The 19,482-nt window shown below is 48.6% G+C and carries 20 protein-coding genes; 8 read left to right on the top strand and 12 right to left on the bottom strand.

Annotated features, from left to right (window positions below):
* Positions 1 to 71: 71 nt before the first annotated feature.
* A complete protein-coding gene (locus QFZ51_RS19420) occupies positions 72 to 308 on the bottom strand; it encodes a DUF3820 family protein (RefSeq protein ID WP_370910897.1) in 237 nt (78 codons plus the stop codon).
* 95 nt (positions 309 to 403) lie between these two features.
* Between QFZ51_RS19420 and QFZ51_RS19425 the strand changes: the two genes are divergently transcribed.
* Positions 404 to 841 carry a nuclear transport factor 2 family protein gene (locus tag QFZ51_RS19425; protein WP_429048124.1) on the top strand — a complete coding sequence of 146 codons (438 nt, stop codon included), beginning with the start codon at positions 404 to 406 and terminating at the stop codon, positions 839 to 841.
* On the opposite strand, the gene QFZ51_RS19430 is transcribed toward QFZ51_RS19425, so the two are convergent.
* On the bottom strand, positions 842 to 1,486 hold the full coding sequence (locus QFZ51_RS19430) for a hypothetical protein (protein ID WP_429048126.1): 645 nt from the start codon (positions 1,484 to 1,486) through the stop codon (positions 842 to 844).
* 140 nt (positions 1,487 to 1,626) lie between these two features.
* Between QFZ51_RS19430 and QFZ51_RS19435 the strand changes: the two genes are divergently transcribed.
* The gene (locus QFZ51_RS19435; RefSeq protein ID WP_370910895.1) at positions 1,627 to 2,046 is read left to right on the top strand and encodes a response regulator; all 420 of its coding nucleotides are present in this window, start codon (positions 1,627 to 1,629) and stop codon (positions 2,044 to 2,046) included.
* 4 nt (positions 2,047 to 2,050) lie between these two features.
* On the opposite strand, the gene QFZ51_RS19440 is transcribed toward QFZ51_RS19435, so the two are convergent.
* The gene (locus QFZ51_RS19440; RefSeq protein WP_429048128.1) at positions 2,051 to 2,923 is read right to left on the bottom strand and encodes a class I SAM-dependent methyltransferase; all 873 of its coding nucleotides are present in this window, start codon (positions 2,921 to 2,923) and stop codon (positions 2,051 to 2,053) included.
* A gap of 165 nt (positions 2,924 to 3,088) precedes the next feature.
* Here QFZ51_RS19440 and QFZ51_RS19445 point away from each other — a divergent pair, with 165 nt between their 5' ends.
* Positions 3,089 to 3,562, top strand: a complete 474-nt coding sequence (locus QFZ51_RS19445; protein WP_079472010.1) for an Lrp/AsnC ligand binding domain-containing protein — start codon at positions 3,089 to 3,091, stop codon at positions 3,560 to 3,562.
* A gap of 117 nt (positions 3,563 to 3,679) precedes the next feature.
* Here QFZ51_RS19445 and QFZ51_RS19450 read toward each other — a convergent pair whose 3' ends face one another.
* The gene (locus tag QFZ51_RS19450; protein WP_429048130.1) at positions 3,680 to 4,852 is read right to left on the bottom strand and encodes a THUMP domain-containing class I SAM-dependent RNA methyltransferase; all 1,173 of its coding nucleotides are present in this window, start codon (positions 4,850 to 4,852) and stop codon (positions 3,680 to 3,682) included.
* Between the two features lie 78 nt (positions 4,853 to 4,930).
* Between QFZ51_RS19450 and QFZ51_RS19455 the strand changes: the two genes are divergently transcribed.
* Entirely contained in the window at positions 4,931 to 5,962 is a 1,032-nt protein-coding gene (locus tag QFZ51_RS19455) for a sialidase family protein (RefSeq protein WP_429048131.1), read from the top strand.
* Positions 5,963 to 5,964: 2 nt separating this feature from the next.
* Here QFZ51_RS19455 and map read toward each other — a convergent pair whose 3' ends face one another.
* The 4 genes from map to QFZ51_RS19475 form a co-directional block, all read right to left on the bottom strand.
* Positions 5,965 to 6,729, bottom strand: a complete 765-nt coding sequence (map, locus tag QFZ51_RS19460; RefSeq protein ID WP_429048132.1) for a type I methionyl aminopeptidase — start codon at positions 6,727 to 6,729, stop codon at positions 5,965 to 5,967.
* A gap of 79 nt (positions 6,730 to 6,808) precedes the next feature.
* Positions 6,809 to 7,240: a preQ(1) synthase gene (locus QFZ51_RS19465; protein WP_370910890.1), complete on the bottom strand. Its 432-nt coding sequence runs from the start codon at positions 7,238 to 7,240 to the stop codon at positions 6,809 to 6,811.
* A 78-nt stretch (positions 7,241 to 7,318) separates the two neighbouring features.
* Positions 7,319 to 7,849 (bottom strand): RNA 2'-phosphotransferase, encoded by a 531-nt coding sequence (locus QFZ51_RS19470; RefSeq protein WP_429048133.1) that lies wholly within the window; start codon positions 7,847 to 7,849, stop codon positions 7,319 to 7,321.
* A 1-nt stretch (position 7,850) separates the two neighbouring features.
* Positions 7,851 to 8,396 carry an NADAR family protein gene (locus tag QFZ51_RS19475; RefSeq protein WP_429048135.1) on the bottom strand — a complete coding sequence of 182 codons (546 nt, stop codon included), beginning with the start codon at positions 8,394 to 8,396 and terminating at the stop codon, positions 7,851 to 7,853.
* Positions 8,397 to 8,689: 293 nt separating this feature from the next.
* On the opposite strand from QFZ51_RS19475, the gene QFZ51_RS19480 reads away from it, so the two are divergent.
* From QFZ51_RS19480 to QFZ51_RS19490, 3 genes are read left to right on the top strand one after another with little or no spacing between them, the layout of a single operon-like run.
* On the top strand, positions 8,690 to 9,115 hold the full coding sequence (locus tag QFZ51_RS19480; RefSeq protein ID WP_429048136.1) for an organic hydroperoxide resistance protein: 426 nt from the start codon (positions 8,690 to 8,692) through the stop codon (positions 9,113 to 9,115).
* A gap of 10 nt (positions 9,116 to 9,125) precedes the next feature.
* Positions 9,126 to 9,803: a type 1 glutamine amidotransferase domain-containing protein gene (locus QFZ51_RS19485; RefSeq protein WP_429048137.1), complete on the top strand. Its 678-nt coding sequence runs from the start codon at positions 9,126 to 9,128 to the stop codon at positions 9,801 to 9,803.
* 24 nt (positions 9,804 to 9,827) lie between these two features.
* On the top strand, positions 9,828 to 10,256 hold the full coding sequence (locus QFZ51_RS19490) for a MarR family winged helix-turn-helix transcriptional regulator (protein WP_429048139.1): 429 nt from the start codon (positions 9,828 to 9,830) through the stop codon (positions 10,254 to 10,256).
* Positions 10,257 to 10,261: 5 nt separating this feature from the next.
* Here QFZ51_RS19490 and QFZ51_RS19495 read toward each other — a convergent pair whose 3' ends face one another.
* Complete coding sequence (locus tag QFZ51_RS19495; protein ID WP_370910884.1) at positions 10,262 to 11,794, bottom strand: SulP family inorganic anion transporter; 1,533 nt, start codon at positions 11,792 to 11,794, stop codon at positions 10,262 to 10,264.
* Between the two features lie 163 nt (positions 11,795 to 11,957).
* On the opposite strand from QFZ51_RS19495, the gene QFZ51_RS19500 reads away from it, so the two are divergent.
* Positions 11,958 to 13,316: a Gfo/Idh/MocA family oxidoreductase gene (locus tag QFZ51_RS19500; RefSeq protein ID WP_429048141.1), complete on the top strand. Its 1,359-nt coding sequence runs from the start codon at positions 11,958 to 11,960 to the stop codon at positions 13,314 to 13,316.
* A gap of 78 nt (positions 13,317 to 13,394) precedes the next feature.
* Here QFZ51_RS19500 and QFZ51_RS19505 read toward each other — a convergent pair whose 3' ends face one another.
* The 3 genes from QFZ51_RS19505 to QFZ51_RS19515 form a co-directional block, all read right to left on the bottom strand.
* Positions 13,395 to 15,167 carry an alpha-L-rhamnosidase C-terminal domain-containing protein gene (locus tag QFZ51_RS19505; RefSeq protein WP_429048143.1) on the bottom strand — a complete coding sequence of 591 codons (1,773 nt, stop codon included), beginning with the start codon at positions 15,165 to 15,167 and terminating at the stop codon, positions 13,395 to 13,397.
* A 24-nt stretch (positions 15,168 to 15,191) separates the two neighbouring features.
* Positions 15,192 to 18,401 (bottom strand): glycosyl hydrolase, encoded by a 3,210-nt coding sequence (locus QFZ51_RS19510; RefSeq protein ID WP_429048144.1) that lies wholly within the window; start codon positions 18,399 to 18,401, stop codon positions 15,192 to 15,194.
* 110 nt (positions 18,402 to 18,511) lie between these two features.
* On the bottom strand, positions 18,512 to 19,447 hold the full coding sequence (locus tag QFZ51_RS19515) for an alpha/beta hydrolase (protein ID WP_429048146.1): 936 nt from the start codon (positions 19,445 to 19,447) through the stop codon (positions 18,512 to 18,514).
* Between the last annotated feature and the right edge of the window lie 35 nt (positions 19,448 to 19,482).

Genomic DNA, 19,482 nt, shown 5'->3' on the forward strand with positions numbered 1-19,482 from the left:
TATTATACCTCGTTCAGGCGGTTGTTTCCATTGATGGCAACAACCGCTTTTTATTTCCGCCTGCGCGGGCATTAAGGATATCGCTTCTTTTTCAGGGGATCGAGCAATTGGGTAAGACCGTTCATTTTTATTACCAGCATCGTTTCGAGGAGCATTCCCAGCTTACCTTTCGGGAAGCCCTTCCGCTGGAACCACTCCAGGTAACTCACCGGCAGGTCACAAAGCACCACATCTTTATACTTTCCAAACGGCATTTTCATCACTACCAGCTGTTGCAACATTTCCGGATCGGGTGCTGACATCTCCATAAAAAACTGATTTATAATTAAGTCGGCAAATTAAAATTATAAATTCATTTTCCCGCGCTTCTTCGTAATTTGTAATATCTCAAAAGTGATCATGCATGAAAATTTCCCTGATACTGTTACTGGCGCTTTCTTTTGCAGGATGTGTACAACCCGGAGCCAAGATCAGCCTGGCCAATTCCAATACCCTTATTGTAAAGGATCTCTTTGAGGCTTTCAATGAACACGACTGGAAAAAGCTGGCAGCCTGTTATAAGGATACCGCCACTTTCCTTGATCCATCCTTTGGACCGGATCCCGTGCAACGCACCCGCGAACAAACCGCCCAAAAATACAAAGAATTGCAACAGCAATTCCCCGATATTCATGATGAAGTGGTGAATGTATATGGAGATAAAAATCATATTACCGTAGAATTCATTTCATCAGCCACCGGCCCTGATGGCAAAAAGTGGCGACTGCCCATCTGCACCGTATTCACCATAGATGATGGGAAAATTGAAAAAGACTATACTTATTACGACAACAGTCACTGATCATCTTTTCAATAACCCTCCATTTTCCAGCGCATCAGACACCTGGGTAGCAAAGGCTTTGGCAAATGACTCGAGGCTATTCGGATTATAGGTTTCCGACTGACCCGACCATACCAGCTTTCCGTCCTGTTTCAGGTCATACAGGTTACTTTCCAGGAAATATCTTTTATCGGTGGTGTAATAGCCCGGAGCATACACCGAGCCGTACATATAGCCATAATATCCCCAGAAGCGGCCATACCAGCCGTATGCAGGATAAGGAGCATAGGAAACGGTGCCTGGCACATATCTCGTTTGGGATTCCTTATTAACCAATGAGGTGGTTAATACGGCGGTGTACCCTGCATCCTGCATTTTCTGCGTAGCAGCGCTTTTATCTTTTTCTGTTAGCGGATTGAATTTAGGAGGAAACAGGTCCAGTCCTTTCCCGGCTACAGCACCCCGTTTCTGAAGGGCTGCCGCCATCTGGGTTTCCACCACCTGCTGCGCTCCCACATTGGAAGTAAGTGAGGCCACCAGTATATTATGATACCCTTCTGCAGGGGCTTCCGGGGCTTTCCAGGTTCCTGTCATATGCACGGTGGTACCACACGCGCCCCATAATAGCACTATGCCCACCAGCATGGATTTGATAATTGCTTTCATAAAATTTGTTTTATGTATCTACAGGCTTCATTAGAACAACAAGACACCCAATAAAAAGTTTAGCTCAAAAAATGACAATCCTCTTTTAACAATCGGCTGTCTGTAAGTGTAATAAGATGTACATTTATATGCCAGCTACCATGAATATGAACGCAAATAGTAAACGGGGATTAACGACGCTGTTGATGGTGGACGATGATCAGGACGACCAGGAGTTTTTTAAACTGGCGCTTGGCACCATCAGGGACGAAATCACCCTTACCACCGCCGGTAACGGCCAGGAAGCGTTTGACCTGCTCCGCAACGGTGCATTTACGCCGGACCTTATATTCGTGGATATGAATATGCCATTAATGAATGGCTTTGCTTTCCTTGAAAAAATAAAAGCTACTCCTTACCTGAAGGATATCCCGGTGATCATGTTTTCCACCAGTGATGAAAAGCATGAAATAGCCAAAGCAAAATCGCTGGGTGCAGCGGATTTTGTTACCAAACCAGCGCGGTTCAATGAGCTGTGCCGGCTGCTGCAGGAAAAGCTGAATTCCTACACAAAGGTATAAACGCTTAATCTTCTATGCGTTCCGCACAGGCAACCCTGTAAAACTCATATCCTTTTTCCGAACGGCCGGGTAAGTAATGTTTCCGGTATTCGCTGGCGCCGAGGTCTTCCAGCAGGCGAAAGTTATATTGGCGAAGGTATGCGGGTAATGCTGCCGGTTCAAAACCAAATGTCCATTGTTCTTCCAGCTCTGCTACGTCTTTGAGCAGTTTTTCGCCACCATAAAATGCCGAAGGGTTATCCAGTACGGCCTGGTGTACATAGGTAAAAATAACCCTGGAACCGGGTTCGAACCGCTGCAGGAACGCAAAGGTGCTGTCGATCGCTTCCTTGTTCAGGTAATTGGTTACGCCCTCCCAGATAATGGCGGTGGGCACCGTAAAATCAAAGTTATTCAGTGCGCTCAGCTGGTCGAGGCTTTGCCGGTTAAAATCTATCTGGTAATAGTATACTTTGGCTGGCAGTTTATGTGCGCGTAATTTTGCCAGCTTATAGGCGGCCGTATTGGGATGATCGATTTCCACCACTTTCAGCTGGCGCAGAAAAGGAAGCCGCAGTCCGCGTGTATCAAAACCAGCGCCTAGAATATACACCTGCTGGGCGCCGTTATCCACCGCCTGCAGCAGGAGGTCGTCGATATACTTTGTGCGGGCGATGCCGGAGGATAAAGCGCCGGGGATCTTCTTCCGGATAATCCATTCGGCGAAAGAACGCCAGCCTGGTATCCGGCAAAGCCACACGCCCATTTTCAGCCTGCTGTCCAGGAACCAGGATGCGAATTTATCGGTGAACAACCGCTGGTCCCGCGAGCGGGTGGTTTCCAGCGCCCGGAATAGGGCCATATATTGCGCGGTTCTACTCGTGACGTCTTCCTTCATGGATAGTGTTTTATGAACTCCTCCATTAATTTAATCAAAAAAAGCGAATATCGTTTTGCGCCTGCCCGGGCCGTGAATTTATTGAGGATCAGCACCGGGATAATTTTTGCGATTATTTCAAAAAAATACCTATTTTTAGAAAATATTCTAAATCGCATCACCAAAATGAGTCAACCATTAAATATTGACAAATTAGACTTACAGATCATTTCGGAAATGTCCACTGACGCCGGTATCTCCTATGCAGAGTTGGGTAAGAAGCTCTTTGTGTCCGGCGGCACTATCCACGTCCGCATCAAGAAACTGCATGAAATGGGTGTGATCAAAGGCACCCGTTTACAGGTTAACCTGCGTGCTATCGGGTATGATGTACTGGCGTTTATTGGTATTTACCTGGAGAAAAGTTCATTGTATGAAAACGTTGCTAAGCAGCTGTTAAAAATTCCGCAGATCGTGAGACTGAACTATACCACCGGTTCTTACAGCATGTTTGCAGAAATCATTTGCAAAGACAGCGGGGAGCTGCGTAAAATATTGCAGGACGATCTGCAGCATATAAAGGGAATAGAAAGAACGGAAACGATTATTTCACTGGAAGAGAGTTTCTCAAGACCGATTAACGTGAGTGAGGTAGTGTAAGTATAAAACGCTTTATTTTATGAACGCTGCTTTATAGGCAGCGTTTTTTTTTTATGTCTTTCGTTAACGGATAAACGAAAAGCGGGCAGGGCTTCCATACCCCGCCGGCACTATCATTTACAGTTTACGCGCGTCGCGGGTACCGGCATACAGCTCGTATTCCAGCAGGCGGCAATCGATCGTACTGTTGTAAAACTCTATCCTGCGTTTGGCTTTAAGACCTATCTTCTTAGCCAGTTCCAGGTTCCCGGTGAACACGTATCCAAAGTAACCACCGCATTGCTGCTTCATAAAATCACCGATACGGCCATATGTTTCCTCCAGCGCTTCAATTTCTCCAAGGCGCAATCCGTATTCGGGGTTCATGTATACTACGCCGGCAGCGCCTTCCGGCACTTCTGTGCTGGCGAAATCGCATACGCGGAATTCAATCATATCTTCCACACCGGCAGCCTTTGCATTTTTACGGGCGTTTACAATCGCCATTTCGCTCAGATCGGTAGCGATAATGCGCAGCTCCGGTACTTCCACGATCTGTTTTTCCAGCAGTCCTCTTTCATCGAGGTACACATTTTCATCAAAGCCACGGAGGTGCATAAAGGCATAGTTATCGCGGAAAAGACCGGGACGGCTATTGGTAGCGATTAATGCGGCTTCAATGGCAACGGTGCCGGAACCACACATCGGGTTGATGAAAGGCGCTTTACGGTCCCAGCGGGAAGCCAGGATGGTAGATGCCGCCAATGCTTCCAGCATCGGAGCGCGGCCAGGTATTTTACGGTATCCATGCCGCGCGAGCGAGTCGCCGGTAGTATCTACAAATATTTCAGCATTTTCATTTTTCCAGAACAGGTGGATTACTGCACCGGTAAGCTCCGCACCAGTGGATGGACGCTTGCCTGTTTTTTCCCGCATACGGTCCACTACTGCATCCTTTACCCTTAAGTTGGCAAACATGCTGTTGTTGATCGTTTCATTCTGCACATTGCTGGTGATGGAGAAGTAACCATCTTCCGGAAGGATCGTTTCCCAGGGATAGGATTTCAGCTGATTGTATATTTCGTCGCCGTCGATTGCTTCAAATTGTTTCAGGCTGTACAGCACCTGGCTGCCGCAACGCAGGTTCAGGTTAAGGCGGATACACTCATTGAGAGAGGCATTCAACCGCACACCGGTAACGAATGTTTCGTCTACAGTAAAACCCAGATCTTTTACTTCCTGCTCCAGGTAAGGTGTCAGGCGTTTGTTACAGGTGATGGTAACGGTTCCCTTTGTTGTATATAATGACATAAGGCGGCAAATTTACCAATCTTTATGATAATCCCCGTGCATTCCTTATTTTAACAACTTAAACATACCTCAGCACCTATGCGTTTTTATCTTTCTTTGTTATTGCCGGCAGTCCTGTATTTCCCGGCCAAAGCACAAACCAAAGCATTGCCTGTGCGTAATGAGCTCATTATGCCGGTGCCGGTTACGCCATCCAGTCATGCGTCTACCATTGCGGCGTTGTCTTCCGGGGATTTGCTCAGCGCCTGGTTTGGCGGCGATGAGGAAGGAAGTAAAAATGTGGAGATCTGGTCGTCGCGCTTTACCGCCGGCAAATGGCAGGCGCCCGTAAAGCTGGCAGATGGTATTATTAACGACACGCTTCGCTATCCCTGCTGGAACCCGGTACTGTTCCGTACCCGGGCCGGTTTACTTTGCCTGTTTTATAAAGTGGGTCCAAATCCACGGGAGTGGTGGGGCATGGCCCGCTACAGCAGTGATGACGGCAGCAGTTGGTCATCTCCCGAAAAACTACCGGAGGGCATGTTAGGCCCTATTAAAAACAAATGTATACAACTCCCGGATGGACGGCTGCTGCACCCTTCCAGCACAGAAAGTGTAAAGGGCAACCACTGGGTATCGCATATGGAAATCAGCGACAGCACAGGACATCAATGGCAAAAGGTGGTTATAGATTGCGACACGTTCGGCGTTATTCAGCCGACTATACTTACCCACCGCGATGGACGGCTCCAGTTGCTGTTCCGCAGCCGGCAGCATGTAATTGCCACGAGCTGGTCGAACGACCAGGGCGCCAGCTGGACACCCGTTACCGCACTGAAACTGCCCAATCCCAATTCAGGCATTGATGCGGTAACCCTTCCCAACGGCGCGATGGCGTTGGTATATAACCCTACGAAAGGCGGAAGGGACTGGTCTGACGGCCGCAATGAGCTGCGGCTGGCCATTTCAAAAGACGGTATTACCTGGAAAGATGTGTATCAGCTGGAGAAACGTGCAGGCGGCGAATACAGCTATCCAGCCATTATCGCCACCGCAGATGGTTTGGTGCATATCACGTATACCGACGACCGGAAAAATATCCGCGCGGTAACATTACAACTGAAATAAGCTTAGTTCCATATTTCATTGGCAGCGGTAAGGATCACCGGTTCGCGGTCAGTAACCACGATGGTGTGTTCGTGCTGCGCTACAAAACCGCCTTTGTTTCCAACCAGTGTCCAGCCATCGTTACTTTGATTTGCGAAGGATGAAACGGTGGAGATAAAGGTTTCTATCGCTACTACGGAATTGTTTTTAAAACGGGTGCGGTTAAAACGGACATAACAGTTGAGGATATCATCCGGCGATTCATGGAGGCTTCTGCCAACGCCATGTCCGGCGAGGTTGCGGATCACGGTGTAGCCAGATTTCCTTGCTTCTGTTTCTATCAGTTTGCCTACGTCTGCCACCCGTGTGCCACCTTTGATATACTGGATGGCTTTATAAAGAATAGCCTTTGATGCGCTTACCAGTGCCTGGTGCTGATGAATATCTTCGCCGAGCACAAATGAACCGCCATTGTCTGACCAGTAGCCATTCAGCTCCGCAGATACATCGATGTTTACCAGGTCGCCTTCCTGCAGTATTTTTTTGTCGGATGGAATGCCATGTGCAATTTCATTGTTCACGCTGATACAGGTCCAGCCCGGGAAGCCATAGGTCAGCTTCGGCGCCGATTTAGCACCTAATGCATTTAATATCTCTCCTCCATATTCATCTATTTCTTTGGCGGTCATACCCGGCCTGGCATAATTCCTCATTTCCTTCAGCGTAACGGCTACTGCTTCACTCACTCTTTTCATGCCATCGAGTTCTGCTTCTGTAGTGATAGACATAATGATTATTTTTTCAAAAATACTGATAAAAAAACAAAGCCCGCACAACGGGCGGGCTTCGTCAGATTGTTTTTAACAATTACATGAGGATGCCCCACTCTTCATCCCGTTCAGGATAATCTTTAAAACGCTCAGTGCCTCCCCTGTCTTTCCAGTCGGAATCTATCACCAGCTTGGAACTGATACCACCCCTGGGATTGCAGATGAGCGTGATACGCAGGCGATCAGCTTCATACACTTCCATCATATGATCATAAATGATATTGATGAGTCGCTCGTACGATACAATGATATCACGCAAATGATATACATAAAGTTTCAGCGACTTCAGTTCTATGATCTTATTTTTTGGATAAAAAGTGATGTAGAGCTTCGCAAAATCGGGTTGCTCCTGTACGCCGAGGAAAGTGAACTCCGGCACCTTTATCTTCATCTCATATTTTTCCTTTGAAGGATTTGGTAATCCTTTCAGGATTGTTTTATCAATGTGTTGATAGAGCTTTTTAGACATATAGGTTTGTAATTATTGGCGTGCTGCAAAGTAATATTTCTCCAGATCAATTCACCTGACATCTTCACAAGATAACATTTATTGGATATACTTTACAGGCACTTCATCCGTAAGCCATACACCGTTATCGGAGACGTAGAACAGTATGCCGTCTCTATGCATATCGCCGCTGCGGATGGTGAGGATATGCGGTACCCCTCTCCTGCTGCCTACTTTCTCTGCGGTGGCCCTGTCGTTGGTAAGATGTACATGCTGCCGGCTCATTTTCTGTAACCCGGTTGTACGTATCTGTTCCAAAAACCTTGCTACGGTGCCATGGTAAAGAAATTCCGGCGGTGTGGCTGGTGGCAGGTTCAGCGATACTTCCAGGGAATGTCCCTGGTTGGCACGGATCATTGTTTTGCTTTCATTGAAAGAAAAACGTTGCTTGTCATTTTCCGCCACAACGCTTTCCAGTTCTTCCATCGTGAAATGATGACCGTTTGCTTTGCATTGCTGCAGGAGCGTGTTCACATTTGCCCAGCCGTGGGCATCGAGCGTAAGTTGTATGGTATCCGGACTATGCCGGAGAATAAAGCTCAGTAGTTTACTGATAGATTTGTTGTTCATGTTATTTAAGTTGGTCCCGTACTACCATGAGCGCGTAACCGAGCAGGTTATGACCGCGCCATTGCAGGGGATTTTCCACATGTTCATTGGAGGCAGCCATACCAATGCCCCATATACGGTCCATTGGGCTGGCTTCTACCAGGATACGTTCATGTGTATTGAGTAAAAAAGTTTTTAATGCCGGGTGTTGTGAAAATTTATGATGATTTCCATTCACGACCAGGTCAAATTTATGTGCGTCCCAGGTAGCGGCGTCGAAGCTCTTCACTTGTCGGCCCAGCTTTTTAGCTTCATCCGGTGTGTTCACCAGCAGGATCCGCTGCAGGGTTACATCATCGTTGAACAACCTGGCTTTACCCGCCATCATCCAGTGTTCTGCCGTTTTATAGGTGATGCCATCCACTGTGAAAGGCGCGTGCCACCACTGACTGAAACAGCTTTGGGTAACGCTGCCATCCGCAGATGGGCGATGTCCCCAGAAGAATAAGAATTTTATTTTTTCTTTGGCCTGATACTTTGCGATCAGCCAGTTGTTATCGTACTTCATGATGAGCGAATTTGTTTTAGTATTTCACCGGGGCGCAGGAATGTTGGCGGGGTTAACAGTTCCATTGCACAAGTGCAGGGTATAAATTTTGTTTACGTCATTATGACGCAAAGTAAAGGAATATTTTTTTAACGTGTATATTTTTTTTTTCGGGAGATGGGAAACGGGGTGGTGGAATGTGATGGGGAGAACTGGGCGAAGGTGTTAAAAAGTAGATTCGTTACTCTTCCCCAAAATAAATTTGGATTTTAATTGTACACAATCTAATTTTACACAATAAATATAAAATACTCATGGAAAAGATCGAAAAATTATACACGGCACACGCTACCGCCACCGGCGGAAGAAACGGACATGTAACCTCATCAGACGGCGTACTGGACCTGGAAGTAAGAATGCCAAAGGAACTCGGCGGCAGCGGCGGTGCGTATACCAACCCTGAACAACTGTTTGCAGCAGGCTATGCTGCGTGTTTCGACAGCGCCCTCAACCTGGTGATCAGGACCCAGAAGGTAACCGCAGGCACCACACAGGTAAATGCAGAAGTTAGCCTTGGCAAGAACAATAACGGCGGTTATGGGTTATCAGTAAAGCTACTGGTAGCGATTCCGGATGTGGAACCAAAACTGGCACAGGAACTGCTGGAAAAAGCCCATCACGTATGTCCTTACTCAAATGCTACCCGTGGTAATATTGAAGTAGAATTAGCATTGATCTAAACTCCATCTCATGAAAGTATTAATCGTACTGACATCCCACAGCGAACTGGGTAATACCGGCCATAAAACCGGTTTCTGGGTAGAAGAATTTGCTGCCCCCTATTATGTGCTGGCGGATGCAGGAGCTGAAGTTACACTGGCTTCCCCAAAAGGCGGACAACCGCCTATTGATCCTAAAAGTGAGCTGCCCGAATTCCAGACGGAAGCTACCACCCGCTTCAAACGCGATGAGGCGTTACAGCAAAAGCTCGCTGCTACCCTTAAGCTAAACGAAGCAGATGCATCCGACTATGATGCAGTATTCTATCCCGGCGGCCACGGCCCCATGTGGGATCTTCACAATGATCTCAGCTCCATTGCACTGATTGAAACATTCTACCGTCAGCATAAACCTGTTGCATTTGTATGCCACGCTCCTGCTGCCCTGCTCAAAGTAAAGGACCAGGATGGTGCGCCATTGGTGAAAGGAAAAGAAGTAACGGGTTTCAGTAATACGGAAGAAGAAGCGGTACAGCTAACCAACGTAGTGCCGTTCCTGTTAGAAGATGAGTTAAAGAAACTGGGAGGTATTTACAGCAAAGGTCAGGACTGGCACTCTTATGCGCTGAAGGACGGATTGCTCATCACCGGCCAGAATCCAGGCTCCTCTGAAGCCGTAGCCCGGATTTTAATGGAAACATTGGCGTAATTTTGTGTTGCTAAATAAGCTACTTTGAAACAACTGAAATTATCAAATCAACTTTGCTTCTCATTTTATGCCCTGTCAAGGCTGGTAACTTCACATTACCAGCCTTTGCTTGGCACATTGGATCTCACTTACCCGCAGTACCTCGTTATGCTCGCGCTGTGGGAACATGATATCTTGTCTGTAAAAGCGCTGGGACAGCAGCTGATGCTGGATTCCGGCACATTAACGCCCTTACTGAAACGGCTGGAAATAAAAAAACTTATCAAACGTGTACGCAGCAAGGAAGATGAACGTATCGTGAATATTCATTTAACCGCTACCGGCCGGCAACTGCAACAGGAAGCAGCGGACATCCCTGAAAAGATCAGTTGCAGCATGGGTTTTACCACAGAAGAATACAACACCCTTAAACCGATGATCGACAACATTCTGAAAAGACACGCAGATGAATAGCCTGTTTATTTCACCGCCACCATATACCCTGGATCTTCAATAATATTTACTTCAATCACACCCGCTGCATCTTTCAGCAACTGCCGGCAATCCGGGCTCAGGTGCCGTAAATGCAGCGTTTTACCGGCCTGTTGATAGCGCGCTGTTAATTTATTCAAGGCTTCAATACCGCTCATATCTGCAATACGGCTGTCTTTAAAATCAATCACCACTTCCGCCGGGTCATTAATCACGTCAAATTTTTCATTAAACGCTGCCACCGATCCAAAAAACAAAGGGCCATAAATTTCATAGTGTTTAACGCCCTGTTCATCTGTATACTTCCGCGCACGGATGCGTTTGGCGCTTTCCCACGCAAACACCAGCGCTGAAATAATTACGCCTATCAGCACTGCCAGCGCCAGGTTGTGCAACCACACCGTAATTGCCGCCACCAGTATTCCCACAAAAATATCTGCCTTTGGCATTTTATTAATAATCCGGAAGCTGGCCCACTCAAAAGTAGAGATCGCCACCATCAACATCACACCGGTTAACGCCGCCATTGGCAAACGCTCAATCACCGGCGCGCCGAAAAGCACCACCGCCAGGATTGTCAACGATGCTATAATCCCCGACAGTCGTAGTTTTGCACCCGCAGAAAGATTTACAAATGTTTGTGCAATCATGGCGCAACCACCCATGCCAAAGAAAACCCCATTGAGCATATTGGCACTGCCCTGCGCCATCGCTTCCCGGTTGCTGTTCCCCCTCGTGCCGGTCATTTCATCCACCAGGTTTAAGGTCAGCAAACTCTCGGTAAGCCCCACTCCTGCCATGATCAACGCATAGGGAAATATTACCTGTAACGTATCAAAAGTAAAGGGTACCTGCGGGAAGTGGAATGGCGGGAAACCACCACTCACCGCGGCAATATCTTTCACCGTCCTGGTTGAAATGCCCAATGCCAGCACTACCGCAAACACTACAATAATTGCCACCAGGGAGGCGGGTATTTTTTTTGTTATTTTTGGAAAGAAAAGGACTACGGCGATAGTCAATGCTACCAGCCCGATCATGGTCCACAGCGGATTTCCGCTCATCCATACCAGTTCCCCGCCCACCATCGTTTTAAATTGCCGGAACTGCGATATAAAAATGATCACTGCCAGTCCGTTCACAAATCCGTACATCACCGGCTGTGGCACCAGCCTGATAAATTTGCCCAGTTTAAATACGCCCACCAGCAACTGCAATCCACCTGCCAGCAGCACCGCCGCGAATACATATTCCAGTCCGTGCGACTGCATCAGCGCAATCAGCACCACCGCCGTAGCCCCTGCACCGCCGGATACCATGCCTGGCCTGCCGCCAAAAACAGCGGTGACCAATCCCATGATAAAAGCCGCATACAACCCCACCAACGGCGGAAATCCCGCCAGTATGGCAAAGGACAGGGATTCGGGGATCATGGTCATGGCTACGGTGAGCCCGGCCAATATCTCCGATTTATAATCGGGCTGCTGCGAGAAATCAAATAAACCTGCAAAAGGCTTCATCAGAGAAAATTAAAGGTGTCCGGTTTAAAGAGGCGCAAAAATACGCATTAACCCGTAGCTTTCAGCTGTGTCCAATATATTAGGCACAGGCTATAATTTCTTCGGCTGAATTCTTATCTTTCTCTCCTATAGTTCTGTAAACCTTATTTAATTATTCCACGCTATGGAGAATTTCAACATTAACCGTCGCCGTTTCCTGAAGGGGGCCACGGCTTCGCTCGCGCTTTCTGCCATCGGCGCCAGTGCGCTTGATTTTATTAACCCGGCAAAACCTTTGCGGGTAGCGCTGATAGGTACAGGATGGTATGGTAAAAGCGATTTATTCCGGCTTATCCAGGTAGCGCCCGTAAAAGTAGTGGCGCTTTGCGATGTAGATAAAAATATGCTGCAAGCCGCTGCAGAGATGGTGCGCAAACGGCAGGCCTCCGGTGAAACACCGCGTCTGTATGCCGACTACCGTAAACTGTTATCCGAAAATGAACTCGACATCGTATTGATAGGCACCCCTGACCACTGGCATGCCCTGCAAACCATTGATGCACTCAAAGCCGGCGCCAATGTGTATGTACAAAAACCTATCAGCGTGGATGTAATAGAAGGTGAAGCCATGGTGGCCGCCGCCCGCAAATATAACCGGGTGGTGCAGGTGGGTACCCAGCGGAAAAGCACGCCACACCTTATTGATGCTAAAAAGAATATTGTTGATGCCGGGTTGCTCGGCAAAATATCGCATGTGGAAATGTGCTGCTACTATCACATGCGCAACAATGGCAATCCGCCCGTGCAGGCGGTGCCGGAATACTTCGACTATGAAATGTGGACCGGCCCCGCTCCCCTGCGGCCATACGACGGATTGCCTCATGTACGCTGGTGGCGCACCTTTATGGAATATGGCAATGGCATCATGGGCGATATGTGCGTGCATATGTTCGACACCGTGCGCTGGATGCTGCAACTCGGTTGGCCTAAACGCATCAGCTCCACCGGCGGGATCTACGTACAGAAAGAAGGCAAGTCGAATATATCAGATACCCAATCAGCGATTTTTGAATACGACGGACTAAACTGTGTGTGGCAACACCGCACCTGGGGAACAGCTGCTGATCCCAAATACCCCTGGTCTTTTAAATTGTATGGAGAGAAAGGTACCCTTGCCGCCAGCACTATGTCGTACGACTTTATCCCTGAAGGCAACGGCACTCCTATCCATAAAGATGTAGTATTTGAAAAGGAAAAGTACCCGGAAGACCTGACGGAACCCGCTATTGAACTGAATGCCGCGCCGGCCACCCGCCTGCATATGCTGGACTTCCTGGGCGCCATCAAAAATGGCAGCAGGCCGGTTGCTGATATAGAAGAAGGGCATATTTCCACCGCCAGCTGTATCCTCGCCAACATATCCATGCAAACAGGACGCCCTGTAGTTTATGATCCGCAAAAACGGATTATCACCGGCGATCCGGCGGCTACGGCCTTGTTAGAAAGACCGTACAGAAGCCCCTGGATACATCCGGTAGTGTAAATACATTCAGCACTATACATAAAAAAGAACGGCCTGCTATGAGCGCCGTTCTTTTTTTTCTTCAGTAAAAAAACAAACTTATTCCCTGATCACTCTTACCTGCGCAGGCGCGTTAATCGTTGATTTAATCTTCCCGTTCGCCAGGCGTGTATGCTTCACCGTTACAATACCATAAGGCGTGGGAAAAGTTCCCTCTGCAAATTGCAGATCCCCAAGATGGGGCGCTACTTTAATCACCTTACACCCCGGCTCTATCACGGAGATACCAAGTACGTGTTCCGTCAGCCATGGAGTTGGCCCGGAGGCCCATCCATGACATAAACTATGACGGAAACCTTTATAACAATAAGCACCATAATCGCCGTGAATATCTTTTTGCCCGGCAGGCATTATCTCATCAATGCGGGAAGCATTGGGAAGCCAGTCCATGTTAAAGTCCTCCCAGAACGTAGTGGCGCCCAGCTTCAGCATAGCGCCCCAATAGGTCCGGATATCGTTTAGCCCTCCCTGGTAATCGCCCGCTTTGGCCTTTGCCTGTAGCATATAGTATCCATAGAAAGTGGAATAATCCTTTACGCCACCAACGCCGATAATTTCATCGTTCATCTTTTTTGCGGGCGCCAAACCTGACAATGCCATTAAGGCGGCGGCCTGTTTGGAGCCATTGGCATCGGGTACATTTTGCTTCAGCCGGGCAATAGCGGCTTCGCACTTCTTCACGGTAGCGTCATCCTTCAGTACCTTGCTCAATGCGGCGCCGGCATCCAGGGTCATGATCATCATTGCCTGTAGTCCTGCATGGATGCCAGGTTTGTTTTCGCTGGAGGGCCAGTCGAGGAAACGTGTGCCGTCGTGCAGGTCTTCACTATTATTGGCATCTATTTTCTTTGAGAGATGATCCAGTAATCCTTTCAGGTACCCGGCCTGCTGTTGCAGATAAGTAAGATTACCGGTGTGCAGGTACCAGTCGCGCTGAATAAGTACCCACCACATGGAATACGACACCATGCCATTCATATACTGCGGCAGCGGCGTTATATCGCGTGAAAGGTCCAGGCTCTTTGGCACCACGTCGTTATACCCGAAAACTGCACTGATAGCAGAGGTTTCGGGGTGCATATCGCCGATCCATACGAGGCGGTCGCGTTTAATGCCATCCCATAAATAGTCCTGCATGTTCAGATGAACGGTGTATGCGCCCGTCATCCAGATCTGGTTCAGTAACGTATCACTGCATTTAAAAGAGCCCAGGTAAGGCAGATCGCGGTATATGAAGATGGCCCTTACCTCTTTGAGTTGCAGCTCCGTATTATCATCCAACAGATCAATACGCACAAAACGGAAACCGGTGTTGCCTACTTCCAGCTTGCCCAGCCATGGCACTTCCACTATCATATCGCGCATGGCGTGATCATTGGTGGCATTCTTTCCCGGTTCAATATCGCTCATCGCTTCACTCACGGATTCACCAAAGCGTATCCGCAACTTTACCGGCTTACCGGTTTTATACATCCCGGTAACCAGTTGCAAGCCGCCATGCAATTCTTTCCCAAAATCGAACAGCAAGGCAGGATGCACGGTGGCTGTGCTTTTCAGCACACACATGTTTTGATTTGCCAGGTCGGCTTGTCCGTTGCCTGCCAGCAGAAAGCGTTGTGCATTGATAATATTTGTACCTGCATTAGGTGTTTGCCATATAATTTTTTCGGGAGATAAATAGCGCCGTACGGTAGCTGTTGCCTGGACTGTAGCCATACGGCTGCTGTCGAATACCGGCGGCAGCTGGGCCCGGGAAGAAACGGCACATAGCATTATGATGGCTACCTCTAAGATCCGGTTATATATTTTCATGTGATCAGGTTCCTTTGAATGTAATTAATATTTTACTGCGATGAGTTTTACAGGACCCATCAGGCCGGAAGCCTGATAAGCATCTTTCGGCGTATATGGGTTCACGTTACTCCATGTTTTCCTTTCGGCAGCAGGTAGTTTGCTATCTCCTATAAGGCGGTTTACCCAGGTATTTACTACCGTTACTGTTAGTTTATTCTCTTCTTTTTTCAGTGCCTGTTTTACATTTACCCGGTAAGGCGCTGTCCATACGTTGCCCAGCGGCACCCCGTTCAGGGTTACATCCGCCATTACACTCACGGCGCCAAGATCCAGGTATGGTGTGGATTCCGCCGGCAGTTCATCTGCCTTAAAAGTAATTTCATAAACAGCGGTACCGGAATAATTACGGATCTGTTCATTGGTGTGGGTACTCCAATCTGTCAGCTGGTCAAAAATCACCGGTTGAGCGGGGCCACGCTTTGCCGCATCAAAACTCACTTTCCATGGCCCCTGTAATTGGGTTAAGGTGATTGCCCCGGGGAAATTAACTCCTTTGCCTGTTGCCGCCGCCTTCTTACGGAATACTACAAAACCGCTTTGGTAAGGGGCTAACGTTAACGGCACTACGGTATGTGCTGGCTGTGGTGTAAACTCCTTCAGGTCGCGGGTTTCGCCGGTCACAGCATCCCACCATTCCGGTTGTTTACCCTGCACACGGAAGGCAGGCGATAATGTGATGTTTTGGTCCGACTGGTTGGTAACAAAATATATTTGTCCATCTGCAGTACTGCGATGGGTATACAACACCTGTTCCGGCAGTTGTGCCACATCCGCGGGTAACTGCAGGATGTTCAATGCCTGCGGCATGTCCATCCCGCTGAGCACCTGTCCTTTGCCATATTTCCTTTGGCGCTCCTGGCCATGGCCCCACAGCTCCGTGGCCAGCTGCTGTACTTTGGTATCTGCCGCCGGGTATTGCTGTAAGCTCGGAGAGCGTTTGGGCGCGGGTCCCAGGATGGTGGCGCCTTCCTTTACCAGCTGCGCAATTTTCTCCAGCAGCTCCGGCCGCATGGTTTCGAGTTGCGGCAGTACCAGCAAACGATAGCTCATACCGTCTGGTAATACCAGCCTGCCATCCTTTACATGCAGGCGCTCCAGGATTACTTCCGCATTGATGTAGTCATAGGAGTATCCTTTGGGCAGTTCAGGATTTCTTACACCAGTCATTTTAGGCGCATCTTCCCCGATGAAGTAAGCAATATCATTTACTGTTTTGCCTTGTTGTAAGAGGAAATTACATCTCCTGATATAATCTATAAATGCTTTCCCCTGGTAAAACCAGGTATTCTTCCTGTTAAACTCTGTCCCAAAACCTGCGTTTACACCGGGTTCGCGATCATCATAGGGCTGTTCAATAAATACATGCAGGAGGCTGTGATTGATCCCTTCGGTGAAGGACCAGTCGCCACGGCGCTTCAGCAACGCGGGATAGCGACCGTATGTATTACCACCGGCGGTAAAAGACTCGGCAGCCACTCTTGTTTTACCATAAATATGCGCCGCGGAAGAAGCAGCCCGGCACTCGATATTGCCCAGTGTTCCTTCGTTCCAGAATTCACCGCCTATTTCATCCGACTGGCCACCGTACTTCAAAAACTCTGATGGGAAGCCCCAGTGGCCATAGTTTTCCAGCCATAGCTTCAAACCATCTTTATGACTGGCTTTGCGCAAACCGGCTACATATTTATAAGCCACGCGGTCGGCAATTAGGCGGCGCAGGTCCCAGAGGAAGCGGTCCGACTGATCAGGCGAGCCCACTACCCTTCCGGATAATACCGGCAGCCATGGTAGCGGATCGTAGCCATATTGTTTTTGGAAATCTTCCGCCATATCATCGGTCCAGTTTTGCGAACCGGTTTCGTAGCTGTCTGCCACTACCCACTTCAATGAAGTACGCTCTGCTTCGGGAATGCTTTTGCGGATCTTACCTACAAAGGCATCGTAGTGGTACTGCGACCATTTATCGCTGATCTTATCTATTTCCAACCCGGTTCCTTCCGGTGAAGCAGGACCATTGGTGACGCCGGTGGGCAGCATGCCATAGCGCACCACCAGCCAATCGCCCGCAGGCACCTTCCATGTAAGCGTACCGTTGGCGGATAAATTTTTAGTGAGATTAATTGCTTTGGTGGGATCGATGATCAAACCGGCGCCGGATATTTCCGGCTCGGGTGGCCACTGATATTCGTTCCATAGCGGCAGTGGTGTCTGGAACATTTTGGCCAGCTGCTTTTCTTCAAAGCGTTCGATGCGTGGCGCCGAAAGCAGCTTTACTTCTGCCAGCGAAGGATTGCCTTCGCTGATCAACAGCCGGAACTGCCTGCCGGTGGTGGCATTAAAGGAAACGGCGACTGGTGCATACGGTTTAAAGCCTACATTATTTTGCGGGTTACTGCGGTCCAACTCAAAGCTCTTCATTGTTCGCCAGATGTCCCCTTCTTTCACCTGCAGTTCAAATTGTGCTTTGAAAGGTTTTTGGGCCGGGTAAATGATGAGGCTTCGTGCAGTGAAGTCGCCGGTTACCTCCAGATCGATGTGCGCGGGTATTGGGCGGGCAACAGGCGTGGTAACAATTACTTCCTCGGTAGTATTTCCGTCTGTCAGTTTTTCAATATCCCGGAATGCGATGTTAGAAGTGATGTGTGGCGTATGTTTCCCAATATCATCTCCATCGCCGCCTGGCACCGGGAAAGCCATTACAGCCACCGTCTGAAAATCAGCAGGTCCTGGCGGTAGTTGCTGGTTATATTCCTGTGGACCATGAACAGTAATTTCTTCGCCGGCGAGGTAGCGCATCGATTGTGATGGCTTTATCCAGGGGCCGCCACTTTGGCTCCAGCCGGGGCTGTTGAACAAGCCGATATCCAGTCCTTTTTCAGTGGCAGTGCGTATAGCCGTTCGTGTTACCTTCCACCATTCATCGGAAAACAGCTTTACCTTTCCGTAAGGAACCTCTTCTTTCGGATAACCTATATTACCGATAAAAGCCCGGCCAATGCCTACTTTCGCCATAGCTTTCACATCCTGCCTTACCCCATCCTGTGAAATATTATCACTCATCCAATACCAGTATACACTTAGCTTTGTACTGTCTGGTGGCGTTATAAAACCACGCTGCAAAGGCGTTTGTTGTCCGCTGGCAGTTAATGCAGCGGTTAACAGCAATACAGCGGCAGCATATTTTCTTATCATAGTATTTGAAAATTCGTTTAACCGTAAAAGTTATAGTGACAGGCACCCGGTTGCCGGCCTGCTATCCGCCAACGAACCCATTGCGGTATTTCCCAAAGTAAAAAACGTTATCAGTATAACTGTCCTGGACCTCCCTGTAGTAAAGGATTACCGGGGTTGAGCATGCCCATTCTACCAAGCCACTTCATGGTGATCTGCATCCATACATCTACCGGCAGCTTCAATACAAAGCCGTGGTTGCCTTCGGGGTAAATATGCATTTCCGCTGGCACGTGCTGATGGCGCAGGGCCTGGTAAAACACCAGGCTGTTATCTACATCTACTACAGTATCATCGCCGGTATGAAAGAGGATAGTTGGCGGTGTTTGAGGCGTTACCTGCCGGTCGTTCGAGTAATTCCTTATAGCTTCTTCTCCCGGTTGACTGCCGAGCAGCCGCAAACGGGAACCGGGATGTGCGAGGTTCTTTTCCATGCTGATCACCGGGTATACCAGGATCATAAAATCGGGGCGCACATTGATGCCGGCATTGGCGGCCAGCACCGGTTTATTGAAGTGCGTACCTGTTGTGGAAGCGAGGTGCCCACCGGCAGAGAAACCCATAATGCCTACACGATTATTATCGATGTTCCATTCAGCGGCATGCGCCCGGATCATTTTCATGGCTTCCTGCGCATCCTGCAAAGGGCCGGTACTTTTATCCTGCATGATCTTATCATCCGGCAGGCGGTATTTGAGTACAAAGGCAGCGATGCCCTGCTTTACAAAGTATTCGGCGATATTGAGACCTTCCCGCTGCAGCACTACTGCACGGTAGCCACCACCGGGGCAAATCAGCACCGCTGTGCCGGTAGCTTTGTCTTTGGGCGGCAGGTAAGCCGTTAAAGTAGGTACACTGGTATTTGTGCGGTTATTGTCCTTGTCAGTTACTTCCTCATCCGGTGCGGCAATTCCGCCGGGAGGAAGACCATTATATAAAGGCATTATGGTTTGCGCGTTGGCAACAATGGTAACGAAGCTGAAGAGCAGGATAAAGAGGGCACGCATAAGTTTATTTATTGGCAGTAATGATAATCAAAACT

Origin of the sequence: Chitinophaga sp. W3I9 (genome assembly GCF_050434025.1) — a bacterium.
Lineage (GTDB): Bacteria > Bacteroidota > Bacteroidia > Chitinophagales > Chitinophagaceae > Chitinophaga.

Coding starts and splice junctions, on each gene's coding strand:
- QFZ51_RS19435 (WP_370910895.1), top strand. CDS start 1,627: ATGAATATGAACGCAAATAGTAAACGGGGATTAACGACGCTGTTGATG.
- QFZ51_RS19495 (WP_370910884.1), bottom strand. CDS start 11,794: ATGAAGCCTTTTGCAGGTTTATTTGATTTCTCGCAGCAGCCCGATTAT.
- QFZ51_RS19450 (WP_429048130.1), bottom strand. CDS start 4,852: ATGTCATTATATACAACAAAGGGAACCGTTACCATCACCTGTAACAAA.
- QFZ51_RS19455 (WP_429048131.1), top strand. CDS start 4,931: ATGCGTTTTTATCTTTCTTTGTTATTGCCGGCAGTCCTGTATTTCCCG.
- QFZ51_RS19510 (WP_429048144.1), bottom strand. CDS start 18,401: ATGATAAGAAAATATGCTGCCGCTGTATTGCTGTTAACCGCTGCATTA.
- QFZ51_RS19440 (WP_429048128.1), bottom strand. CDS start 2,923: ATGAAGGAAGACGTCACGAGTAGAACCGCGCAATATATGGCCCTATTC.
- QFZ51_RS19425 (WP_429048124.1), top strand. CDS start 404: ATGAAAATTTCCCTGATACTGTTACTGGCGCTTTCTTTTGCAGGATGT.
- map (WP_429048132.1), bottom strand. CDS start 6,729: ATGTCTATCACTACAGAAGCAGAACTCGATGGCATGAAAAGAGTGAGT.
- QFZ51_RS19465 (WP_370910890.1), bottom strand. CDS start 7,240: ATGTCTAAAAAGCTCTATCAACACATTGATAAAACAATCCTGAAAGGA.
- QFZ51_RS19430 (WP_429048126.1), bottom strand. CDS start 1,486: ATGAAAGCAATTATCAAATCCATGCTGGTGGGCATAGTGCTATTATGG.
- QFZ51_RS19515 (WP_429048146.1), bottom strand. CDS start 19,447: ATGCGTGCCCTCTTTATCCTGCTCTTCAGCTTCGTTACCATTGTTGCC.
- QFZ51_RS19445 (WP_079472010.1), top strand. CDS start 3,089: ATGAGTCAACCATTAAATATTGACAAATTAGACTTACAGATCATTTCG.
- QFZ51_RS19470 (WP_429048133.1), bottom strand. CDS start 7,849: ATGAACAACAAATCTATCAGTAAACTACTGAGCTTTATTCTCCGGCAT.
- QFZ51_RS19505 (WP_429048143.1), bottom strand. CDS start 15,167: ATGAAAATATATAACCGGATCTTAGAGGTAGCCATCATAATGCTATGT.
- QFZ51_RS19480 (WP_429048136.1), top strand. CDS start 8,690: ATGGAAAAGATCGAAAAATTATACACGGCACACGCTACCGCCACCGGC.
- QFZ51_RS19420 (WP_370910897.1), bottom strand. CDS start 308: ATGGAGATGTCAGCACCCGATCCGGAAATGTTGCAACAGCTGGTAGTG.
- QFZ51_RS19475 (WP_429048135.1), bottom strand. CDS start 8,396: ATGAAGTACGATAACAACTGGCTGATCGCAAAGTATCAGGCCAAAGAA.
- QFZ51_RS19485 (WP_429048137.1), top strand. CDS start 9,126: ATGAAAGTATTAATCGTACTGACATCCCACAGCGAACTGGGTAATACC.
- QFZ51_RS19500 (WP_429048141.1), top strand. CDS start 11,958: ATGGAGAATTTCAACATTAACCGTCGCCGTTTCCTGAAGGGGGCCACG.